Genomic DNA, 22,026 nt, shown 5'->3' on the forward strand with positions numbered 1-22,026 from the left:
CCGTGCCGTCATTCTGCGGTGAGCAGCGGCGGCTTCTTGCGCGACCCGATGCGGGCCTTGGCGGGCTCCTCGATGCGCAGGTCGATCTCGCCGTTCTTGACGCCGACCTTGACGATGCCGCCCTTGGTCAGCTTGCCGAAGAGCAGCTCTTCGGCCAGCGGCTTCTTGATGCTCTCCTGGATCACCCGGCCGAGCGGGCGGGCGCCCATCTTGTCATCATAGCCCTTTTCGGCGAGCCATTCGGCGGCCTTGGGCGTGAGCTCGATGGTCACGTCGCGGTCCATCAGCTGGGCCTCGAGCTGGAGTACGAACTTTTCGACCACCGAAACGATGGTGTCCTTGCCCAGCGGCGAGAAGCTGATCACCGCGTCGAGACGGTTGCGGAACTCCGGCGTGAAGGTCCGCTCGATGGCGGCCTGGTCCTCGCCCTCGCGGCGATCCCGCCCGAAGCCGATGGCCTCCTTGGCCTGCTCCGCCGCACCGGCGTTGGAGGTCATGATGAGGATCACGTTGCGGAAGTCGGTGGTGCGGCCGTTGTGGTCGGTCAGCTTGCCGTGGTCCATCACCTGCAGGAGGATGTTGTAGACATCCGGGTGCGCCTTTTCGATCTCGTCGAGCAGGAGCACGCAATGCGGGTTCTGGTCGACGCCGTCGGTCAGCATGCCGCCCTGATCGAAGCCCACGTAGCCCGGAGGCGCGCCGATGAGCCGCGAAACCGCGTGCTTCTCCATGTATTCCGACATGTCGAAGCGCAGCAGCTCCACCCCGAGCTGGGCCGCGAGCTGCTTGGCCACCTCGGTCTTGCCCACCCCGGTGGGGCCGGCGAAGAGGTAGTTGCCGATGGGCTTTTCAGGCTCGCGCAGGCCGGCACGGGCCAGCTTGATGGCGGAAGACAGGGCGGTGATCGCCTTGTCCTGCCCGAAGACCACGCGCTTGAGCGAGGCCTCGAGATCCTTCAGCACCTCGGCGTCGTCCTTGCTGACGTTCTTGGGCGGGATGCGGGCGATCTTGGCCACGACGGCCTCGATCTCCTTGGTGCCGATGGTCTTGCGGCGCTTGCTCTCGGCCACGAGATGCTGGGCCGCTCCGGCCTCGTCGATCACGTCGATCGCCTTGTCGGGCAGCTTGCGGTCGTTGATGTAGCGCGCCGAAAGCTCCACCGCGGAGCGGATCGCATCGGCGGTATACTTGATGTCGTGGTGCTCCTCGAAATAGGGCTTGAGGCCCCGGAGGATCTTGACGCTGTCTTCCACGGTGGGCTCGCTGACGTCGATCTTCTGGAACCGGCGGGAAAGCGCGCGGTCCTTCTCGAAGTGCTGGCGGAACTCCTTGTAGGTGGTGGAGCCCATGCAGCGCAGCTTGCCGCCCTGAAGCGCGGGCTTCAGCAGGTTGGAGGCATCCATCGCGCCGCCCGAGGTGGCGCCGGCGCCGATCACGGTGTGGATCTCGTCGATGAAGAGCACGGCGTCGGGGTGCTTCTCGAGATCGGTCACCACGGCCTTCAGCCGCTCCTCGAAGTCGCCCCGGTAGCGGGTGCCCGCCAGCAGAGCGCCCATGTCGAGCGAGTAGATGGTGGATTTGGACAGGACATCGGGCGTTTCGCCCTGCACGATCTTGCGGGCGAGGCCCTCGGCGATGGCGGTCTTGCCGACGCCGGGATCTCCCACCAGCAGCGGGTTGTTCTTGCGGCGGCGGCAGAGCACCTGGATGCAGCGCTCGACCTCGGCCTCGCGGCCGATCAGCGGGTCGACATCGCCGTGGCGGGCCTTGGCATTGAGGTCGACGCAATACTTGGAGAGCGCGCTCTCCTTCTCCTCGGGCTCGGCGTTGACGGTCTCGGGGCCTGCGCCGTCCTCCTCGGACTCGGGGGCGCCGGTGACGGAGCGGGTCTCGCCGAAGGCGGGATCCTTGGCGACGCCATGGGCGATGAAGTTGACCGCGTCATAGCGGGTCATGTCCTGCTCCTGCAGGAAGAAGGCGGCGTTGCTCTCGCGCTCGGCGAAGATCGCCACCAGCACGTTGGCGCCGGTCACCTCGGTGCGGCCGGAGCTTTGCACGTGGATCGCGGCGCGCTGGATCACGCGCTGGAAGGCGGCGGTTGGCACGGCCTCGGAGCCTTCGATCTCGGTGACGAGAGTCGACAGGTCCTCGTCGATGAAATCGTTGAGGGTGCTGCGCAGGTCGTCCAGATCGACCGAGCAGGCCTGCATCACCTTGGCGGCGTCAGGCTCGTCGATCAGCGCCAGCAGCAGATGCTCCAGCGTGGCCAACTCGTGCCGGCGCGCGTTGGCGAGCGCCAAGGCGGCGTGAATGGCTTGCTCGAGGGTGTTCGAAAACGATGGCACGCTGAGTGCTCCTTTCCCTTGTGGACGAGGAGGGCGGGGCCCGTCCTTGACCGTGGCCTCATATGATTAAAGTTCGGTGGAAAACCCGAACCTTCAAGTGTTTTGTGAGAGATTTTTCACGCGGAGGGCCGATTTGCACGAATTGTGATCGGGATGTCCGGGTGCCTCGTCACACCCTTTCGGGCGCTGGCGGCAATATAGGTGCTTTCTCTCAAAATGCATCCTTTCTCCGCCGGATTTCGGCGAAAACCTCTGCATCCGACGCGCTTTCCATCCCGAGTGTTGCGCGGATACCCGGATCGCCGCAGCGCAGAAACGGGTTGGTCGCCAGTTCCTCGGCGAGGGCCACCTGGGCGGTCGGCTGACCGGCCTCACGCGCTTCTGCCACTTTTTTAATCCGTTTCTGCAACGCCGGGTTGTCGGGGTCGATCGTCAGGGCGAAGCGGCCGTTGCCGGTGGTGTATTCGTGGCCGGAGTAGACCATGGTTTCGGGCGGCAGGGCGGCGAGCTTTTGCAGGCTGGCGTGCATCTGCTTCATGGTCCCCTCGAACACGCGGCCGCAACCCAGCGCCATCAGGCTGTCGGCGGTGAAGAGCGCGCCGGCGTTGGCGAAGTGGAAGGCGAGATGGCCCAAGGTGTGGCCGGGCACCTCGAGCGGTTCGGTATAGCCCTCGCCCTCGCCGCCGTTCATGCCCTCGGCAAGACCCATGTCGAGCGGCGGCAGCTTGGCTTCCTCCGCCTTGGGGCCCATGACCTTGAGGCCATACTTCGCCCGCAGCTCCTCGACCCCGCCGACGTGGTCGTGGTGGTGGTGGGTGATCATCAGGACGCCGGGCTGCCAGCCTCTCGCCTCCACCGCGTCGATGATCGGGCCGGCCTCGGGCGCGTCGATCAGGCACACGCCGTCCGGCCCCTTCACCACATAGGCGTAGTTGTCGGAGAGGCAGGGGACGGTAAGGATCTCTAGGGGCATGGCGTTTCCTTCAAGCCTTGGTATGGTCTTGCCAGACTGTCCCACACGAGGGCGACCGGCAACCGATGCATCTGGATGTTCTCGACCTGAGAAACTTCTACTATCGCACCCAGCTAGGGCGCGTGGCGCAGCGGGCAATCCGGGATCAGGTTGTCAGCCTCTGGCCGGAGGCCAAGGCGCAGACGGTCGTGGGCTACGGTTTTGCGGTGCCGCTGCTGCGCCCCTACCTGGCGGATGCGCGGCGGGTGATGGCGCTGATGCCGGGTGCGCAGGGCGTGGCGCCCTGGCCCGCAGGCGGACCCAACCATTCGGTGCTGGTGGAAGAGACCCTCTGGCCAGTCACCACCGGCATGGTCGACAAGCTGGTCTGCCTGCACGGGCTCGACACCACCGACGACCCGGCGCGGCTGCTGGGAGAGATGCACCGGGTGCTCGGGCCGGGCGGGCGGGCGGTGTTCATCGTGCCCAACCGCGCGGGGCTCTGGGCGCGGCGCGACGTGACGCCCTTCGGCTTTGGCCGGCCCTACTCGCTGAGCCAGCTGGAGGCGCTGCTGCGCAACAACGGCTTCGTGCCCGAGCGCCACCTGGCGGCGCTCTTCAGCCCGCCGAGCCACCGGCGGTTCTGGGTGAAGTCCTCGAACTTCTGGGAGCGCACCGGGCGGAGGATCTCGAGCTACCTTGCGGGCGGGGTGTTCATCGTCGAGGCCAGCAAGCGGGTCTATGCGCCGGGGGGCGACGCGCAGAGGGTGCGGTCGCGCCAGCGCAGGCCGGTGCTGGAGGGGGCGGTGCAGCCGGGGGTGGAACCCGCCTGAAGCGGGGCGCGAGGCCGGATGGCCCCGCGGCAGGTGCGATGCCGCAGGTGCGAACGCGGGGCCCGGCCGCCGGCAGCCACTCCCCCTGCCGTCCGATCTCTGGCCAAGCCTCTGGCAATGCTCGCAGAATCCTCGGCGCCGACACGGTATACGATTGCATTCCGCACATTCGGAGATTCCCTCCCCTGCCCTGCGTCCAAATGTAACCAAACTGTCGCACCACCCATAAGACATTGAAATTGCGAATTTTTACGCTCACGCCAGCGCGATTTAAACCTGTTGCGAGCCCATAAACCGTCTGCTAGACACCCCTCGACTTCGGGGAGCGCCGGGAACGGCCATGCCCGATTTATGCCCAGAGCCCACGTGAAACCGGGCCAAACCGACAACGAGGGGTGGACGTGTCCGAGACGGCTTCGATATCCGCAAGCATCGCCGCGCGCTACGCATCAGCGCTCTTCGACCTCGCCAAGAGCGACAAGAAACTCAAAGCCCTGGACAGTGACGCCGAGACCCTCGGCGCGGCGCTCGAGGAGAGCGACGCTTTCCGGGAGCTGATCTCCAACCCCGTCTACACCCGCGCCGAACAGGAAGCCGGCGTGACGGCGGTGGCCAGGAAGATGGGCCTCGACGGCCTGACCACCTCGACGCTGGGCCTGATGGCGCAGAACCGTCGCCTCTTTGCCCTGCCCCAGCTGGTCAAGGCGCTGAAGGCGATGATCGCCGAGGAAAAGGGCGAAGTGACCGCAGAGGTCACCTCGGCCAAGGCGCTCACCGCCACCCAGCAGAAGAAGCTCGCCGAAACCCTCGCCAAGAAGGTCGGCAAGGACGTGAAACTCGAGATGCGCGTCGATGAAGCCCTGATTGGCGGCCTCGTCGTGAAACTCGGCTCGCAGATGATCGACAGCTCGATCCGCTCGAAGCTGTCTTCCCTCCAGAACGCAATGAAAGAGGTCGGCTAATGGCTCTCCAAGCTGCGGAAATTTCCGCAATCCTCAAGGACCAGATCAAGAATTTTGGCCAGGAGGCCGAAGTTGCCGAAGTCGGCCGCGTGCTCTCCGTCGGTGACGGTATCGCCCGTGTGCACGGCCTCGACAACATCCAGGCCGGCGAGATGGTGGAATTCCCCGGAAACATCCGCGGGATGGCGCTGAACCTCGAGAGCGACAACGTCGGTGTCGTGATCTTCGGCTCCGACCGGGACATCAAGGAAGGCGACACCGTCAAGCGGACCAAGGCCATCGTGGACGTGCCCGTGGGCGACGCCATGCTGGGCCGCGTGGTTGACGCGCTCGGCGCTCCGGTCGACGGCAAGGGCGCCATCGAGGCCTCCGAGCGCCGCGTGGCCGACGTGAAGGCCCCCGGCATCATCCCCCGCAAATCGGTGCACGAGCCGATGGCGACCGGCCTCAAGTCGGTGGACGCGATGATCCCGATCGGCCGCGGCCAGCGCGAGCTGATCATCGGCGACCGCCAGACCGGCAAGACCGCCGTGGCGCTCGATGCGATCCTGAACCAGAAGAGCTACAACGACGCCGCCGGCGATGACGAGAGCAAGAAGCTCTACTGCATCTACGTGGCCGTGGGCCAGAAGCGCTCGACCGTTGCCCAGCTGGTGAAGAAGCTCGAAGAGACCGGCGCGATCGAATACACCACCATCGTGGCCGCGACCGCCTCGGACCCCGCACCGATGCAGTATCTCGCCCCCTACACCGCGACCTCGATCGCCGAGTACTACCGCGACAACGGCCGCCACGCGCTCATCATCTACGACGACCTCTCCAAGCAGGCCGTGAGCTACCGCCAGATGTCGCTGCTGCTCCGCCGCCCGCCGGGGCGTGAAGCCTACCCGGGCGACGTGTTCTACCTTCACTCCCGCCTGCTCGAGCGTTCGGCCAAGTTGAACGAGGATCACGGCGCCGGTTCGCTGACCGCGCTGCCGATCATCGAAACCCAGGGCGGCGACGTGTCGGCCTTTATCCCGACCAACGTGATTTCGATCACCGACGGCCAGATCTTCCTCGAGACCGAGCTGTTCTACCAGGGCATCCGCCCCGCCGTGAACACCGGCCTCTCGGTGAGCCGCGTGGGCTCCTCGGCCCAGACCAAGGCGATGTCTTCGGTTGCCGGCCCTGTGAAGCTGTCGCTCGCCCAGTACCGCGAGATGGCCGCCTTCGCCCAGTTCGGCTCCGACCTCGACGCCGCCACCCAGCGCCTGCTGAACCGTGGTGCGCGCCTGACCGAGCTGATGAAGCAGCCGCAGTACTCGCCGCTGACCAACGCCGAGATCGTCTGCGTGATCTACGCCGGCACCAACGGCTACCTCGACAAGGTGGCCGTGTCCGACGTGGGCCGTTTCGAGGCCGGTCTGCTGGCGCATCTGCGCGGCAAGTGCCAGGACCTGCTCAAGGACATCACCGAGAACGACCGCAAGGTGAAGGGCGAGCTTGAGGACAAGATCAAGGCGGCTCTGGACGAATTCGCCAAAGATTTCGCCTGAACCTGAGGCAGGAGCAAACCGATGCCGAACCTCAAGGATCTGAAGAACCGGATCGCGAGCGTCAAGAGCACGCGCAAGATCACCAAGGCCATGCAGATGGTGGCCGCCGCAAAACTGCGGCGGGCACAGGACGCGGCCGAGGCCGGGCGGCCCTATGCCGAACGGATGAACGCGGTGATGGCCGGGCTGGCCGGGGCCTCCGCCGGGTCTGACTCGGCGCCGCGCCTGCTGGCCGGAACCGGCGACGACAAGGTGCACCTGCTGGTGGTGATGACCGCCGAGCGGGGCCTTTGCGGCGGCTTCAACAGCTCGATCGTCAAGCTCGCGCGCACCCGCGCCAACGAGCTCCTGAAGGCCGGCAAGGAGGTGAAGATCCTCACCGTCGGCAAGAAGGGCCGCGAGCAGCTGAAGCGCGACCTCGCCAAGCACTTCGTCGGCCATATCGACATGAGTGGCGTGAAGAACCTCGGCTATGCCGACGCGCAGGGCGTCGCCCGTGACGTGCTCTCGCGCTTCGATGCCGGCGAGTTCGACGTGGCGACGATTTTCTTTGCCGAGTTCCAGAGCGTGATCAGCCAGATCCCCACGGCCAAGCAGATCATCCCCGCCGATTTCGAGGCGACGGAAGAGGCTGCCGCCGAGGCGAGCACGGTCTATGACTACGAGCCGGAAGAGGAGGCGATCCTCGCCGACCTGCTGCCGCGCGCCGTGGCCACGCAGATCTTTTCGGCTCTGCTGGAAAACGGCGCCTCGGAACAGGGCGCCCGGATGAGCGCCATGGACAACGCAACGCGCAACGCGGGCGACATGATCGACAAGCTGACGATCCAGTACAACCGCAGCCGTCAGGCCGTGATCACCAACGAGCTGATCGAGATTATTTCGGGCGCCGAGGCGCTCTGACGAGAGGGAAACGACGACAATGGCAAATGCAAAAGGCAAAGTGACCCAGGTCATCGGCGCCGTCGTGGACGTGCAGTTCGACGACGCCCTGCCGGCAATTCTGAACGCGCTGACCACCGAGAACAACGGCAAGAAGCTGGTGCTCGAAGTGGCGCAGCACCTCGGCGAGAACACCGTGCGCACCATCGCCATGGACGCGACCGAAGGTCTGGTTCGTGGCCAGGCGGTGGAAGACACCGGCGACGCGATCCAGGTGCCGGTGGGCAACGCCACCCTGGGCCGGATCCTCAACGTGATCGGCGAGCCGGTCGACGAGAAGGGCCCGGTGAACGCCACCGAGACCCGCGCCATCCACCAGCCCGCGCCCGAGTTCGACGAGCAGTCGACCGAGTCCGAAGTGCTCGTGACCGGCATCAAGGTGATCGACCTGCTGGCCCCCTACGCCAAGGGCGGCAAGATCGGCCTCTTCGGCGGCGCCGGCGTGGGCAAGACCGTGCTCATCATGGAGCTGATCAACAACATCGCCAAGGTGCACTCGGGCTACTCCGTGTTCGCCGGCGTGGGCGAGCGGACCCGTGAGGGCAACGACCTCTACCACGAGATGATCGAATCCAACGTCATCAAGCCCGACAACCTCGAAGAGTCCCAGGTGGCTCTGGTTTACGGCCAGATGAACGAGCCTCCGGGAGCCCGTGCCCGCGTGGCCCTGACCGGCCTGACCCTGGCCGAGCAGTTCCGCGACCAGTCGGGCACCGACGTGCTCTTCTTCGTCGACAACATCTTCCGCTTCACCCAGGCGGGTTCCGAGGTGTCGGCGCTTCTGGGCCGTATCCCCTCCGCCGTGGGCTACCAGCCGACGCTCGCGACCGACATGGGCGCGATGCAGGAGCGGATCACCTCGACCAAGCAGGGCTCGATCACCTCGATCCAGGCCGTCTACGTGCCTGCGGACGACCTGACCGACCCGGCCCCGGCCACGACCTTCGCCCACCTCGACGCCACCACCGTGCTGAGCCGCGCGATCTCCGAGCTGGGCATCTACCCGGCCGTGGACCCGCTCGACTCCTCCTCGCGCCTGATGGACCCGGCGGTTCTGGGCGAGGAGCACTACAAGGTGGCCCGCGACGTGCAGGGGATCCTGCAGCGCTACAAGTCGCTCCAGGACATCATCGCCATTCTCGGCATGGACGAACTCTCCGAAGAGGACAAGCTGACCGTGGCCCGCGCCCGGAAGATCCAGCGTTTCCTCTCCCAGCCGTTCGACGTGGCCAAGGTGTTCACCGGTTCCGACGGCGTTCAGGTGCCGCTGGAAGACACCATCTCCTCCTTCAAGGCGGTTGTGGCCGGCGAGTACGACCACCTGCCCGAGGGCGCCTTCTACATGGTGGGCGGCATCGAAGAGGTGAAGGCCAAGGCCCAGAAGATGGCTGCCGAAGCCGCTTGATCTTGACCGCCTCCCACCCCGCCTCCCCTCCCCTCACCACGACTGGTGAACCGGACGGAAGGCGGGGCGGGAGGTTGGCGCTAAAATAGGGAGCCTGAAATGGCCGATACCATGCAATTCGATCTGGTTTCGCCCGAGCGTCGGCTCGCGTCGCTGGCCGTGCGCGAAGTTCAGATCCCCGGTGCCGAAGGCGACCTGACTGCCATGCCGCAGCACAGCCCGATGATCACCACCCTGCGCCCCGGTCTGCTGACCGTGAAGGCGGAGGACGGCTCGGAGCAGAAATACGCCGTGATCGGCGGTTTTGCCGAGATCACCGCCGAGGGCACCACCGTTCTGGCCGAACACGCCGTGCCGGCCGAGGAAATGACCGCCGAGGCGCTCGAGGAGTTTCTCACCGACGCGGCTGCCGCGCGGGACAACGCCACGCCGGAAGACCTGGACGCGCTGGCCAAGACCGCGGCCGACATCGCCGCGCTCGGCAACGAGCTTGGCCTCTCGGTGCGCAGCGCCTGACCTGACCGGGCGAAACACCGGAATTCAGAAGGCCCTGTCGAGAAATCGACGGGGCCTATTAGGTTTCGGTTCCAATTTTCGCCCAAATCTTTTTTTATCGACGGACCAGGGAAACGGGTTTTGACGAACTGAATGAAGAGATTGCGCAATCACCTGGTCGGGGTCGATGAGGGCTCCGTCGTCCTGTTCTCGGATTTCGAGGACGGCGGCGAGATGTGGACCGGCACCGGCCCGCGCCAGTCGCGCCGGGCGATCAGCTTCAGCGAAGGCTTTCGCACGGCTCCCACGGTGGTGGTCAATCTCAGCATGTGGGACATGGACCAGAAGACCAACCAGCGCGCCGACATCTCCGCCGAGGAGATCACCGAGGAGGGGTTCGAGATTGTCTTCCGGACCTGGGGCGACACGCGGGTGGCCCGCGTGCGGGCGAGCTGGATGGCGATCGGCGAATTGCGCCACGAGGACGACTGGGACTTGTATTGAGGCGGCGGGGGGCGGTGCAAGGGCACGCCCTTCCGCGAGGCTCTCGCAGAAATTTCTCTTGCCCGAGCCGCGCGGCACGCGCCAAAAGCCCGCATGTTCCGCAACAACGGCCCCCTCTTCTTCATCCTCGCCACCCTGATGCTCGACGCGATCGGGATCGGGATCGTGTTTCCGATCATGCCCGACCTGATGGCGCGGGTAGGCGCGGGCAACGTGGGCGAGGGCTCGCTCTGGGCCGGCGTGCTGATGGCGGCCTATGCCGGGGCGCAGTTTGTCTGCGGGCCGGTGGTTGGCTCGGTCTCCGACGCCTGGGGGCGCCGGCCGGTGCTGCTGGTGGCCCTGGCCTGCCTCGTGCTCGACTACGTGCTGATGGCGCTGGCCGATACCTTCTGGCTGCTGCTGATCGGGCGTACGCTGGCGGGCGTGGCGGGGGCGACCTACATCACCGCGACCGCCTATATCTCCGACATCACGCCGAGGGAGCAACGCGCGGCCCGGTTCGGGCTGATCGGCGCGGCCTTCGGCGTGGGCTTCGTTCTGGGGCCGGCGCTGGGAGGCGTGGTGGCGGGCTGGCACGTGACGGCCCCGTTCTGGGTGGCGGCGGCGCTGGCGGCGGCCAACCTCGCGCTCGGGCTCTTCGTGCTGCCGGAATCGCTGGCCCCCGAGAACCGCAGGCCCTTCGGCGCACGCGATATCAACCCCTTCGCCAGCTTCCGGCGGGCCTTTGCCCTGCCCGGCCTGGCTCTGCCGCTGATCTGCCTCGCGCTCTTCGAGTTCGCCAACATGGTCTACCCGGTGCTCTGGGCCTTCTGGGGCAAGGCGGCGCTGGGGTGGAGCACGCTGGCCATCGGGCTCTCGCTCTCGGCCTACGGGGTGATGATGGCGCTGGCCCAGGCGGTGGTGATGCCGCAGCTCGTCGCACGGCTCGGGGAGCGGCGCGTGGTGATCATGGGCCTCGCCGTCTCGGCCTTTTCGATGGTGGTGTTCGGCTTTGCCACGACGACCTGGGTGGTGATGCTGGTGATGCCGTTCTCGGCGCTCTCCGACATCGTGCCCCCGACCCTCACCGCGCTGGTCGCCAACAGTGCGGGAGAGGACGAGCAGGGCATGGTGCAGGGGGTGATCGCGGCGCTGGCCTCGCTGGCCGCCGTGCTCGCGCCGCTGATGTTCACGCCGCTGTTCCGGGCCTTCGCGGCGCAGGGCGCCCCGGTCTACTGGCCGGGCGCGCCCTTCGTGCTGGGCGCGCTGCTGGTGGCGGCGATCCTGCCAATGGTGGTACGGCGGGCGTGAGCGACCCGGGCGTCAGGGCGCAACGAGGGCGCCGAGGCCGATGATCGTGGTCATGATGGCGATGAACACGACCCAGTGGAGCAGCGTCGACCTGCCCTGACGGGCGGGAGCCGCTGTTTTTCGGGCGCAGAGCGGGCAGATCGACTCTGAAGCCGGGATCGGGGCGGCGCAGAGGCGGCAGGCGGCGTCGGGGAGGAGCGGTTCACTGCGGGCGGGCGGGCGCGGCGGCGCTGGCACATCCCTGGGCTGCGGTGGTGTATAGGGCTCGCGCGCCCGCTTTGCGCGGAGCCGGGCGATACCCTTGAAGATCACCAGCAGGGCGCCGACGAGCGGCAACAGGCTGGCAACTTGTCCTGGCATGTCAATGTCCTGTCCGGAGGCCGAGGCCTTGCGGGGGGCTCACAGACACGGCGCAGCGGCACGAGACCATGCGCGCCGGGATCTGCGATTGCCTGACCTGCAGGACCAGCGGGCCTCTCTCACTTGCCGCGGGAGGCTTTTCCTCCCGCGCAGGAGAGAGATCGGGTGGGTCAGGCCGGCGTTCAAGGGCGCGGGGTGCGCGGGGCGAAGATTTGTTCGGCACCGCTCAGACGTCGGTGCCGTAGAAGCCTTCGTAGATTGGAACCAGCGTGTTGTGGTCGAAGAGCGAGGACACGCTGGTGCCCGACCAGATGTTGAGGATCGCCTGGGCGAACATCGGCGCGGTCGGCACGATGCGGATGTTCTTGCAGGCCTTCACGGCGGCGGTGGGCTCGATGGAGTCGGTGATCACCAGGCTCTTCATCACCGAATTGGTGATCCGTTCCACGGCCGGGCCGGAGAGCACGCCGTGGGAAATGTAGCTGTGGACCTCGGTCGCGCCGTTCTCCACCAGCACCTCGGCGGCCTTGCACAGCGTTCCCGCCGTATCGCAGATGTCGTCGACGATGATGCAGACCTTGCCCTTCACATCGCCGATCACGGTCATCTCGGCCACTTCGCCGGGTTTCTCGCGGCGCTTGTCGACGATGGCGAGGGGCGCGCCGATCCGCTGGGCGAGCTCGCGGGCGCGGGCCACGCCGCCGACGTCGGGCGAGACCACCATCAGGTCTGAGAGCTTGTCCTTCATGTGGTGCTGGATATCGAGCGCGAAGATCGGGGAGGCATAGAGGTTGTCGACCGGAATGTCGAAAAAGCCCTGGATCTGGGCGGCGTGGAGATCCATCGTCAGCACCCGCTCGATGCCGGCTTCGGCGACCAGGTTGGCGACCAGCTTGGCGCTGATCGGCGTGCGGGCCTTGGTCCGGCGATCCTGCCGGGCATAGCCGAAGTAGGGGATCACGGCGGTGGTGCGGGCGGCCGAGGAGCGCTTGAGCGCGTCGGCCATGATGAGCAGCTCCATCAGGTTGTCGTTCGCCGGATTGGAGGTGGGCTGGATGATGAACATGTCCTCGCCGCGGACGTTCTCGTAGACTTCGACGAAGATTTCCTGGTCGTTGAACCGCTCGACCCGGGCATCGACCAGCCCCACGGTCATGCCGCGGTGCATCGACATGCGCCGGCAGATCGCCTTGGCCAGCGGCAGGTTGGCATTGCCGGACATCAGTTTCGGTTCGGTCGGATTGGGCATCGCGTGTCCCCTCGCGCGTGGCAGAATCGTAACGTTGACACCCCATAGCACCGGCCTACCGTCAGGGCCAGAAAGCCGCGCGCAGGGAGGTGCAAATGCCGCATATCGACTACTTTTTCTCCACCATATCGCCGTTCACCTACCTCGCGGGCACGCGGCTGGAGTACATTGCCAACCGCGCGGGAGCGACGATCGCCTACAAGCCGGTGGATATCATGGCGCTCTTCGCCCGCACCGGCGGCACGCCGCCCGGCGAGCGGCACGAGAACCGCAAGGCCTACCGGATGCAGGAGCTGAAGCGGGCGGCGGCGAAGACCGGGCTGAAGATGAACTTCCAGCCTGCGCATTTTCCGACCAACGCGGCGCCATCGAGCTACGCGCTGATCGCCGCGCAGGCCGAGGGCGGCGGCAACCTGGGGGACCTGGCGCATGGGCTGCTGCGTGCGGTCTGGGCCGAGGAGAAGGACATCGCGCAGGACGAGGTGATCAAGGCATGCCTCGAGGCGGCCGGCTTTGACCCCGGCATCGCCGACAGGGGGCTGCTCGCGGGCGCGGAGACCTATGGCCGCAACCTCGACGAGGCGGTGGAGCGGGGGGCCTTCGGCGCGCCGTTCTACATCACCGACGACGACGAGCGGTTCTGGGGGCATGACCGGCTGAACGACCTGGCCGACCATCTGGGGGTTTGAGGCGCGACCACGGCCGCGCTTGACCCTCACGTCACCGCAGGGCAACTGTGGGGGTGACCGCAGCGCGGCGGGAGAGTTCGGCGCCGGGCATGAAACCCAAGATACTGACAACGCTCAAGACCTATGACCGCGAGACCCTGCTGGCCGACGTGCTGGCGGGGATCACGGTGGCCATGGTGGCCTTGCCGCTCAGCCTGGCCATTGCGATTGCCTCCGGGGCCGATCCGGCCAGCGGGCTGGTGACGGCGATCGTTGGCGGCTTCCTGATCTCGGCGCTGGGCGGCAGCCGGGTGCAGATCGGCGGGCCGACCGGCGCCTTCATCGTGGTGGTCTTCGGGGTGATCGCGGAGCACGGCTACGGCGGGCTGGTGCTGGCCACGCTGATGGCGGGTTTCATCCTCGTGGCGGCGGCGCTCCTGAAGGCCGGGCGGCTGATCCGGCTGGTGCCGGAGCCTGTCATCAACGGCTTCACCATCGGGATCGCGGTGATCATCGCCACCAGCCAGCTGGCCGATCTGGCGGGGCTGGGCGCTAAGGCGATGCCCGCCGAGTTCATCGGCAAGCTGGAGGCGCTCTGGGCGGCGCGTGGCAGCGTGAACGGCGCGGCGCTGGCCATCGGGCTCGGGACGGCGGTGCTGATCGTGGCGCTGCGCCGGGCCTTTCCGCGCTTTCCGGGGCTGATCGTGGCGGTGGCGCTCACCTCGGCCGTGGTGGCGCTGGGCGGGCTGGAGGTGGACACCATCGCCAGCCGCTTCGGTGCCCTGCCCCGCACCCTGCCCCTGCCCGCCCTGCCCGAGATCAGCCTCGCCCGGATGGCCGAGCTCTTGCCCTCGGCGCTGGTGATCGCCTTTCTTGCCGGGGTCGAGTCGCTGCTCTCGGCGATGGTCGCCGACCGGATGATCGAAGGGCAGCACCGCCCCAATGCCGAGTTGATGGCGCAGGGCGCGGCCAATATCGGCGCGGCCTTCTTTGCCGGGCTGCCGGCCACCGGCGCCATTGCCCGCACCGCCACCAACATTCGCGCCGGGGGCAAGACGCCCGTCGCGGGGATCGTCCATGCGCTGACGATTCTCGTGGTGATGCTGGTCGCCGCGCCGCTGGCGGGCTACCTCGCCATGCCCGCCCTCGCCGCGCTGCTGGTTCTCACCGCCTGGAACATGAGCGAGCCGCATCGTTGGGCGCTCTACCTGCGTCAGCGGCGATCGGATCTGTTTCTGCTCGGGCTCACCCTGGCGCTGACAGTGCTGACCGACCTGACCGTGGCCATCGCCGTGGGGGTCGGGGTTGGCCTTGCGCTGCGGCTCAAGCGGCGCGACGTGCCGCCCGCCGACTGGCAGCCGCCGGAGCGTTGAGCCCGCAAAAAAGGACGCGGAGGCCGGCCCCCGCGCCCTGTTCGTTGCGCCTGAGGCGGATCACTGGGTCCAGCGCACGCCGGTCAGGTCGTTGGCCTGGGTCGGCGCGTTCTCCCACAGGCCCTCGATCTTTGCGTTGGCCACGCCGGTCTTGGGCAGCTGGAAGAGGTAGCCGTTGACGAAATCGCCCGCGATCTTTTCCTGCGCGGATTTCAGGATCTCGGAGCGCGCATCGGGGCCGGTGGTGCCTTCGAGCAGGGTCATCATGCTTTTGAAGTCCGGGTCGGCATACTGGAAGTAGTAGTCGTCGCGGGCATAGATGTTGATGTCGAGCGGCTCGGTGTGGCTGACGATGGTGAGGTCGAAATCGCGGCCCTTGAACACCTGTTCGAGCCACTGGGCCCATTCCATGTTGGTGATCTCGGTCTCGATGCCCACGTCGCGCAGCTGGGCGGCGATGATCTCGCCGCCGCGGCGGGCGTAGGCGGGCGGCGGCAGGGCGAGGCGGAGCGTGAGGTCTGACACGCCGGCTTCGGCCAGAAGGGCCCTGGACCGCTCCGGGTCGAACTCCGACAGGCCGGTGAGGTCGACGTAATCGGGGTTGTGCGGGGCGAAGTGGGTGCCGATGGGCGTGCCATAGCCGTTCATCGCGCCGTCGATCAGGTCTTGCCGGTTGATCGCATGGGCGATGGCCTCGCGGACCTTGACGTTGTCGAGCGGCGGCTCGGCGTTGTTCATGGCCAGGATCGTCTCGCCCTCGGTGGAGCCGATGATGACCTTGAACTGCGGGTTGCCCTCGAACTGCGGCAGGGTCTCCTGCGCGGGGAAGTTGGGGAAGGCATCGACATCGCCGGCCATCATCGCGGCGAAGGCGGCGTTGGGATCGGTGATGAACTTGAAGGTCGCCGTGGCCAGTGCCGGGGCCTCGCCCCAATAGGCCTCGTTGCGGGTGAGGGTCACGCGGTCGCCCTGCACCCATTCGGTGAAGGTGAAGGGGCCGGTGCCCACGGGCTTGGTGGCAAGATCGGCCACGCTCTCCTCGCCCACCATCACCGCATCGCCCCAGGCCATCTTGAACGGGAAGGCGCCATCGGCCTGGCCGAGCGTGACCTTGACGGTGGTCGGGTTCACCGCCTCGACGCTCTCGATGCCGGCGAAGAGGGCCTTCTGGGCGTTGGTGCTGTCTTCCGCGCGGGCACGGTTGAGCGAGAACACCACGTCATCGGCGTTGAAATCGGTGCCGTCGTGAAACGTGACGCCCTCGCGCAGGGTGAAGGTGTAGCTGGTGCCATCCTCCGAGACCTCCCAGGAGGCAGCCAGAGCGGGCAGGATCGAGCCGTCGGCGGCAAAGCGGGTGAGGCCCTCGAAGACGTTGGCATAGACCACCTCGTCGATGGCTGCCGCCGCGCCGCCGGTCGGGTCGAGGTTTGGCGGCTCGAGCACCATCCCGAGGGTGATGCTGTCTTGCGCCAGCGCGGGGCCTGCAAGGAGCGTGGCGGCGAGAAGGGTTGCGCGAAGGGTCATGGGGCTGGGACCTCCCTGAGTGGTTTGGCTCAGGTTAACGGCACCCCGCGCGGCTGCATAGGCGTTTCAGCGGGCGAGCAGCTCGGCGAGCACCAGAGCCATGACGGTGGCGCTGTCGACCATGTCCTGCACGCCGACCCATTCGTCGGGCTGGTGCGCGAGGTCGAGGATGCCGGGGCCGTAGGCGATGCAGTTGGAGAGCTTGCCGATGCGGTCGATGTGCTTCTGGTCGTAGGTGCCGGGGCTGACGACGTAATCGGGCTGGCGGGCCAGCACCTTTTCGATCGCGGCGGCCGTGGTGCGGACGATGGGGGCATCCTGGGGCGCCATGGTAGGCTGCACCTCGAAGAGGTCGCGCACCTCGTAGGTGAAGGAGGGCCGCAGCGCCTTGACCTTTTCCAGCAGCGCGGTGACCTCGCCCTTCACCTCGGCCAGTTCCTCCTCGATGAGGAAGCGCCGGTCGATCACGATGCGGCAGCTGTCGGGCACGCAGGGCGCGGGCAGGCCGGTGTAGTCGTCGGGGTGGTCGGCCTCGCCGCCGTGGATGGAGTTGATGTTGAGGGTCGATTGCTTGGCCCCCTCGGGCACCACCGGCATCCCGGTGCGCTTGGTGGCCAGCAGCGGGAAGAGCGTGGCCTCCATCTCGGCCAGCACGGCGCCCATATGCCGCACGGCGCTGTCGCCCAAAAAGGGCATGGAGCCATGGGCGATGCGGCCGTAGGTCTCGATCTCGGCCCACCAGACCCCGCGGTGGCCAAGGCAGATGCGATCCTTGTTCAGTGGCTCGGGGATGATGACGTGCTGCACGCGCTCGGGCGAGAACCAGCCGCGTTCGGCCAGGTAGGCGACGCCGCCGTAGCCGCCGGACTCCTCGTCGGCGGTGGCGGAGATCTCGACCGCGCCGGAGAAGTCGGGGCAGATCTCGAGAAAGGCCTCGGTGGCGATGATGGAAGCGGCCAGCCCGCCCTTCATGTCGCAGGCGCCGCGGCCATAGAGCCTGCCGTCCTTCACCTCGCCGCCGAAGGGATCGACTGTCCAGCCGCGGCCCACCTCGACCACGTCGTGATGGGAGTTGAAATGCACGCATTCCCCGGCCCGTGCGCCCTCGCGGCGGGCGATGACGTTCCAGCGGGGATACTCGGTGCTGTCGGCGGGCGCACCCTCGGCACGGATCATCTCGACCGCAAAGCCCTGCTTGCCCAAGCGCTCGGCGAGGTAGGCGCAGATCGCCCGGTAGTGCTGGCCCGGCGGGTTGAGCGTGGGGATCTGCACGAGGTCGCGGCAGAGCGCCACCAGCTCGCCCTCGCGGGCGCGGATGGCATCGGTGAGGCGGGCGTCGAGATCGGGCGGCATGGCGGCAGGTTAGGCAGATCGGCCTGCCGCCACAACGCCTGATCGGTCACTCTGCCGGTGCGGAGCGGTCCGGCGTGCGCCCGGCGGTACTGCGGGCGTCGAGCTGCACGTCATCGTCGGAATGAAACGCCTCCAGCTCGGGCCGTTTGCCGATGGTGATATGGTCGATGTCCTCCTCGGCGAAGCCCCGGATTAGCGAGGGGATCATCATGCAGACCAGCACGAAGATCGGCAGGCCGACCACGGTGATGACCTGTTGCAGCGCGGTGAGACCCGCCTCTCCGGCGAGGATGATCAGCATGGCGGCCACCAGCCCCTCGGCGGCGCCCCAGAACACCCGCTGGCCAACCGGGCCAGGAGTGGGCTTGCCGGTGCAGAGCATGTCGACCACCAGCGAGGCGCTATCCGACGAGGTGGCGAAGAAGATCGCCACGATCACCACGGCAAAGCCCTGGATGAACTCGGTGAAGGGGAAGTGCTCGAAGAAGGCGAACATGGCCAGCGGCACGCTCTCGGCCACCGCCGCGCTGATCTGGCCGGCTGCCTCGCCCATCGAGGCGCGGGCGGCGAGACCCAGCCCGTCGAACTCCATCGCCTGCCAGCCGAAAATGGAAAACCAGACGAGGGTGAAGAGCGACGGTGCGAGCAGCACGCCGAAGACGAACTCGCGGATGGTGCGGCCGCGCGAGATGCGCGCCACGAAGAGCCCGATGAAGGGCGACCATGTGACCGTCCAGGCCCAGTAGAACACCGTCCAGCTGCCCTGCCAGCCCCAGGGCGGGTTGTCGGGGTTCTCGTTGGCGAGCATGTCGTTCCAGAACATCAGGTGCGGCAGGTTCTCGAGGTAGAGGCCGAAGGTCTCGACCACGCCGCGCAGCAGGAAGAGGGTGGAGCCGAAGACCAGCACGAAGATCATCAGCGCCACGGCCATGCCGATGTTGATGTTCGACAGCACCTTCACCCCCTTGTCGAGGCCGACGACGATGGAGCCGATGGCGACGAGGGTGAGCACGGCCAGGATCATCACCTGCACGCCCGGTCCGGTGCCCGAGCCGGTGAGCGCATCGAGCCCTGCGGCGATCTGGCTGGAGCCGAGGCCCAGCGAGACGGCGACGCCGAAGAGCGTGCCGAGGATCGAGGCGATGTCGATCGCCTTGCCGACGGGGCCGTGGATGCCCTCGCGCAGCAGCGGGTAGAACACGGAGCTCACCCGCACCGGCAGCTCGTAGCGGTTGATGAAATAGGCAAACGCCAGGCCCGGCAGCGCGAAGATCGCCCAGGTGTGCAGGCCGAGGTGATAGATCGCGATGGAGATCGCATCCTGCGCGGCCTCCTCGCTGTGCGGTGCGACGCCGGGCAGCGGCGGGTTGGCGAAATGGGAGATCGGCTCGGCCACGCCCCAGAACATCAGCACCGTGCCGATGCCCCCGGCAAAGAGCATCGTGAACCAGCTGAGGTTGGTGTATTCGGGCCGCGAGCCCTTTGGCCCGAGGCGGATGTGCCCGTGCCGCGAGCAGGCGGCCCAGATCAGGAAGCCCAGCCAGACGTTGACGCCGAGGATGAAGAACCAGCCCAGGTTGGTAACGATCCAGGCGCGCCCGGCGGCGAAGGCATCGCCGATGGATTCGGGCGCGATGACCAGCGCGAGGACGAAGAGCAGGGTCAGCCCCGCGGAGATGAAGAAGATGGTCGGGTCGGTGCGCAGGCCAAGGCGGCTGGCGAGCTGGTGCAAGGAATTGTCCCCCGTTCGTGTTCACATGTCATGCAACCAACGGAAGAGCGGCGGTCAGGTTCCGATCCCGGCCCTCGGCGGGCCTTGGCAAAGGCCTCGGAATGAACGCATTTGACAGGTGACGTTCCTTAACAAAACGCGCTAAAACCCCCACATAAGCTCCAGCATCAGATGATTTGAGGACGCGAGATGGCCGATTTTGACGCGATGATAGAGAAATCCCAGGCCCAGGTGGCCGAGACCCAGGGCAAGATCCGGGAGCTTTCGAGCCGGATCGAGAATGCCCGCCAGAAAATGGCCGAGGGGCAGGACATCCAGATCGACATCGAGAACGCCACGCTGGAGGACGTTCACCAGCACACCGAGTTGATGAATGCCAACATCGCCGAGCTGATCATGGGCCTCGACGACGTGACCGCCGGATTCTCGGAAGACTTCAGCGAGATGCGCGACAAGACCGGCTGGGAGAGCTTTGTGGGCATCTTCTCGAAGGGCAAATCCGAGAGCCTTCGTCAGGAGCGCATCCGCACCGCCAACATCGACGACAAGCTGCAGGACCTGATCGGCAAGTCCGACATCATCGTGAAGCTGCTGGAGAACCAGCTGAACATCCTCAACGGCGAGAAGGTGAAGGTGGAGGCCAACCTCTCGTCGACGCTCGACGAGCGCGAGGCCACGGTGGGTGAGCTGGAGGCGCTGCGCGCCGAGATCACCGCGATGGACCCCAGGATCATCGAGCTGGAGAACAAGATCAGCGTCGAGCAGGACGCCGCCGCCCGCACCAAGCTGGAGACCGAGCTGGCCGAGCTGAACGCCCGCTACAACGAGAAGGTGCAGGAGGAGCAGGTGAAGCTGGCCAAGAGCCAGACCCTCGAGCGCTACATCGAGAAGGGCAAGACCTGGGTGGACAGCCTGCAGAACCAGGCCGCGACCCAGATGGTGCTGATCAACAAGCTGCAGACCGACACCAAGCAGCGGGTGGTGCTCTACGATGCGCTGACCAAGTCGCTGAAGACCGCCCAGCAGCAGGACGTGGCCCACCGGATCAACGAGATCGGGGTGAAGACCGACCAGGAGGCCCAGGCCGCCATGGCGGGCATCGGCGCGGCCACCAACCAGCGGATGGCCGACATGATGGAGGCCCACGAGGATCACATGGTCTTTGCCCGCAAGGTGCTGGAGCAGAAGGCCAAGGCCGACGAACGCTTCGCCCGCCGCTTCGAGAAGATCGTCGAGAAGCACGACAAGAACATCTACGGGGCGTAAGCCCTTGCCACCCTCCCCAGGGGGGGTGGTGGGTTTCACCCACCCTGCGGGGATGGCATGACCGACACCAAGAAGGCTCTCACCGCCGACCACGCGCAGCTGACCGACGAATATGCGGCGCGGCGGTACTTCTCGAAATTCGAGGCGATCACCGGGCATCTGGCCAAGGTGGCGGCGGCGATGGAGGTGGAGGGCAGCCTCAGCCGCACCGAGGTCACTATCCTCGGGCGCTACATCGGCGCGCTGGCCAATGCCTTTGCGGCCCTCGGCAACAAGTACCTGCTCACTGGCCGCGACGGCACGCCGGTGGGCAAGCTCGACTTCGACCGGCACGAGAGCGGCTTTCCGGTGTTCCAGGAAATGCTGACGATGGCGGTGGACGCCCAGCAGGCCGAGCGTCACCTGCGCAACATGCCGGACGCCGCCACGCTCAAGGACGACATGATCCGCCAGATCGTCGGCGAGCTGACGATCCCGACCAAGCTGCAATACGCCATGGCCCAGCGGCTCTACTACGAGGCGCTGGCGGGGGGCGATATCTTTTGGGCGCGCAACGACCCCGAGGCGCTGTGGCAGCGCAGCGAAGGCGAACGGCGGGTGTTTCTGATCCACTGGGCGATCTTCGACAGCCAGACCAACCTGCCGGTGATCTACCTGATGGACTGCGAGGACTCGGGCCGGGTGAGCCTGCCCAAGGACGAGCGCCGCTGGCCCGCCGCGCAGTCGCATCTGATGGCGCAGAGCTTTTCGGGGCTGAAGCTGCTGACCATCGCGCAGGGCTTCGACGAGGATTTTGCCGACCTCCACCCCAAGCGCATCCGGCGGTTTCACGTGGGGCCGATGTATTCGTCTGCCTACACGGTGCAATCGGGGCCGATCTGCGAGGTGCTGCGCGAGGCGAAGGCGCCGCAGGGGCAGGACTGGGCGCTGGCCTGGACCGAGGAGGAGCTGGTGAGCGAGCGGGTGCGCAGTGAGAAGGCGGGGTGGTTCTCGAGCGTGGAGCGCGAGGTCTTCACGCTGGACCCGTTCTCGGGGCGGGGTGTGGACACCGGGGCGACCCGGCAGGAGCGCGCCATCATCATGCCCGAGCGCCCCTACCAGGTGCTGGCCGAGAAAAACCCGCCGGGGTTTACCGGCGTGCGCAAGTTCGTGGTCAGCCCCGGCGGGCGGGTGTTTGGCTACAGATAGTTTTTGGGCCTCCGGCGGGAGAATTTCCTGCAAGAAGATGGGGCGGG

19 protein-coding genes are annotated in these 22,026 nt (G+C 66.8%); 12 read left to right on the forward strand and 7 right to left on the reverse strand.

From position 1 onward, the window contains the following. Window positions 1-8 precede the first annotated feature (8 nt). Both clpA and gloB read right to left on the reverse strand, forming a co-directional pair. Window positions 9-2,345: an ATP-dependent Clp protease ATP-binding subunit ClpA gene (gene clpA / locus BUR94_RS13235; protein WP_074256676.1), complete on the reverse strand. Its 2,337-nt coding sequence runs from the start codon at window positions 2,343-2,345 to the stop codon at window positions 9-11. A 211-nt stretch (window positions 2,346-2,556) separates the two neighbouring features. Continuing rightward, the gene (gene gloB / locus BUR94_RS13240; RefSeq protein WP_074256677.1) at window positions 2,557-3,318 is read right to left on the reverse strand and encodes a hydroxyacylglutathione hydrolase; all 762 of its coding nucleotides are present in this window, start codon (window positions 3,316-3,318) and stop codon (window positions 2,557-2,559) included. A 65-nt stretch (window positions 3,319-3,383) separates the two neighbouring features. Here gloB and BUR94_RS13245 point away from each other — a divergent pair, with 65 nt between their 5' ends. The 8 genes from BUR94_RS13245 to BUR94_RS13280 all read left to right on the forward strand — a co-directional run bounded on the left by BUR94_RS13245 (window position 3,384) and on the right by BUR94_RS13280 (window position 11,266). Then, on the forward strand, window positions 3,384-4,130 hold the full coding sequence (locus tag BUR94_RS13245) for a methyltransferase domain-containing protein (protein WP_074256678.1): 747 nt from the start codon (window positions 3,384-3,386) through the stop codon (window positions 4,128-4,130). A 401-nt stretch (window positions 4,131-4,531) separates the two neighbouring features. Then, window positions 4,532-5,092: a F0F1 ATP synthase subunit delta gene (locus BUR94_RS13250; RefSeq protein WP_074257726.1), complete on the forward strand. Its 561-nt coding sequence runs from the start codon at window positions 4,532-4,534 to the stop codon at window positions 5,090-5,092. Further along, window positions 5,092-6,630, forward strand: a complete 1,539-nt coding sequence (gene atpA, locus BUR94_RS13255; RefSeq protein WP_074256679.1) for a F0F1 ATP synthase subunit alpha — start codon at window positions 5,092-5,094, stop codon at window positions 6,628-6,630. The genes BUR94_RS13250 and atpA overlap by 1 nt, the downstream gene beginning before the upstream one ends. Before the next feature lie 21 nt (window positions 6,631-6,651). Further along, window positions 6,652-7,533, forward strand: a complete 882-nt coding sequence (locus BUR94_RS13260) for a F0F1 ATP synthase subunit gamma (RefSeq protein WP_074256680.1) — start codon at window positions 6,652-6,654, stop codon at window positions 7,531-7,533. 19 nt (window positions 7,534-7,552) lie between these two features. Further along, a complete protein-coding gene (gene atpD, locus BUR94_RS13265) occupies window positions 7,553-8,977 on the forward strand; it encodes a F0F1 ATP synthase subunit beta (protein WP_074256681.1) in 1,425 nt (474 codons plus the stop codon). Window positions 8,978-9,076: 99 nt separating this feature from the next. After that, the gene (locus tag BUR94_RS13270) at window positions 9,077-9,493 is read left to right on the forward strand and encodes a F0F1 ATP synthase subunit epsilon (RefSeq protein WP_074256682.1); all 417 of its coding nucleotides are present in this window, start codon (window positions 9,077-9,079) and stop codon (window positions 9,491-9,493) included. Window positions 9,494-9,625: 132 nt separating this feature from the next. After that, window positions 9,626-9,976 (forward strand): H-type lectin domain-containing protein, encoded by a 351-nt coding sequence (locus BUR94_RS13275; RefSeq protein ID WP_074256683.1) that lies wholly within the window; start codon window positions 9,626-9,628, stop codon window positions 9,974-9,976. A 93-nt stretch (window positions 9,977-10,069) separates the two neighbouring features. Beyond that, window positions 10,070-11,266 (forward strand): MFS transporter, encoded by a 1,197-nt coding sequence (locus BUR94_RS13280; RefSeq protein WP_074256684.1) that lies wholly within the window; start codon window positions 10,070-10,072, stop codon window positions 11,264-11,266. Window positions 11,267-11,278: 12 nt separating this feature from the next. Here the strand turns inward: BUR94_RS13280 and BUR94_RS13285 are convergent, their stop codons facing one another. Next, the gene (locus tag BUR94_RS13285) at window positions 11,279-11,626 is read right to left on the reverse strand and encodes a hypothetical protein (RefSeq protein WP_074256685.1); all 348 of its coding nucleotides are present in this window, start codon (window positions 11,624-11,626) and stop codon (window positions 11,279-11,281) included. A gap of 226 nt (window positions 11,627-11,852) precedes the next feature. Continuing rightward, window positions 11,853-12,875, reverse strand: a complete 1,023-nt coding sequence (locus tag BUR94_RS13290) for a ribose-phosphate pyrophosphokinase (protein ID WP_074256686.1) — start codon at window positions 12,873-12,875, stop codon at window positions 11,853-11,855. A gap of 95 nt (window positions 12,876-12,970) precedes the next feature. Here BUR94_RS13290 and BUR94_RS13295 point away from each other — a divergent pair, with 95 nt between their 5' ends. Both BUR94_RS13295 and BUR94_RS13300 read left to right on the forward strand, forming a co-directional pair. After that, window positions 12,971-13,564 carry a 2-hydroxychromene-2-carboxylate isomerase gene (locus BUR94_RS13295; protein ID WP_074256687.1) on the forward strand — a complete coding sequence of 198 codons (594 nt, stop codon included), beginning with the start codon at window positions 12,971-12,973 and terminating at the stop codon, window positions 13,562-13,564. Between the two features lie 89 nt (window positions 13,565-13,653). Then, window positions 13,654-14,916 (forward strand): SulP family inorganic anion transporter, encoded by a 1,263-nt coding sequence (locus BUR94_RS13300; protein ID WP_074256688.1) that lies wholly within the window; start codon window positions 13,654-13,656, stop codon window positions 14,914-14,916. Between the two features lie 60 nt (window positions 14,917-14,976). Here the strand turns inward: BUR94_RS13300 and BUR94_RS13305 are convergent, their stop codons facing one another. From BUR94_RS13305 to BUR94_RS13315, 3 genes are all read right to left on the reverse strand, one after another. Beyond that, the gene (locus BUR94_RS13305) at window positions 14,977-16,440 is read right to left on the reverse strand and encodes an ABC transporter substrate-binding protein (RefSeq protein ID WP_074256689.1); all 1,464 of its coding nucleotides are present in this window, start codon (window positions 16,438-16,440) and stop codon (window positions 14,977-14,979) included. Window positions 16,441-16,506: 66 nt separating this feature from the next. After that, window positions 16,507-17,793 carry an acetylornithine deacetylase/succinyl-diaminopimelate desuccinylase family protein gene (locus tag BUR94_RS13310; RefSeq protein ID WP_074256690.1) on the reverse strand — a complete coding sequence of 429 codons (1,287 nt, stop codon included), beginning with the start codon at window positions 17,791-17,793 and terminating at the stop codon, window positions 16,507-16,509. Between the two features lie 46 nt (window positions 17,794-17,839). Next, window positions 17,840-19,525, reverse strand: coding sequence for a BCCT family transporter (locus tag BUR94_RS13315; RefSeq protein ID WP_084193031.1), 1,686 nt, complete (start codon window positions 19,523-19,525; stop codon window positions 17,840-17,842). A gap of 189 nt (window positions 19,526-19,714) precedes the next feature. On the opposite strand from BUR94_RS13315, the gene BUR94_RS13320 reads away from it, so the two are divergent. After that, window positions 19,715-20,791, forward strand: a complete 1,077-nt coding sequence (locus BUR94_RS13320) for a coiled-coil domain-containing protein (protein WP_074256691.1) — start codon at window positions 19,715-19,717, stop codon at window positions 20,789-20,791. 57 nt (window positions 20,792-20,848) lie between these two features. Beyond that, window positions 20,849-21,979 carry a hypothetical protein gene (locus BUR94_RS13325; protein ID WP_074256692.1) on the forward strand — a complete coding sequence of 377 codons (1,131 nt, stop codon included), beginning with the start codon at window positions 20,849-20,851 and terminating at the stop codon, window positions 21,977-21,979. The last annotated feature ends 47 nt before the right edge of the window (window positions 21,980-22,026 follow it).

It is taken from the genome of Vannielia litorea, from assembly GCF_900142295.1.
GTDB classification, from domain to species: Bacteria; Pseudomonadota; Alphaproteobacteria; order Rhodobacterales; family Rhodobacteraceae; genus Vannielia; species Vannielia litorea.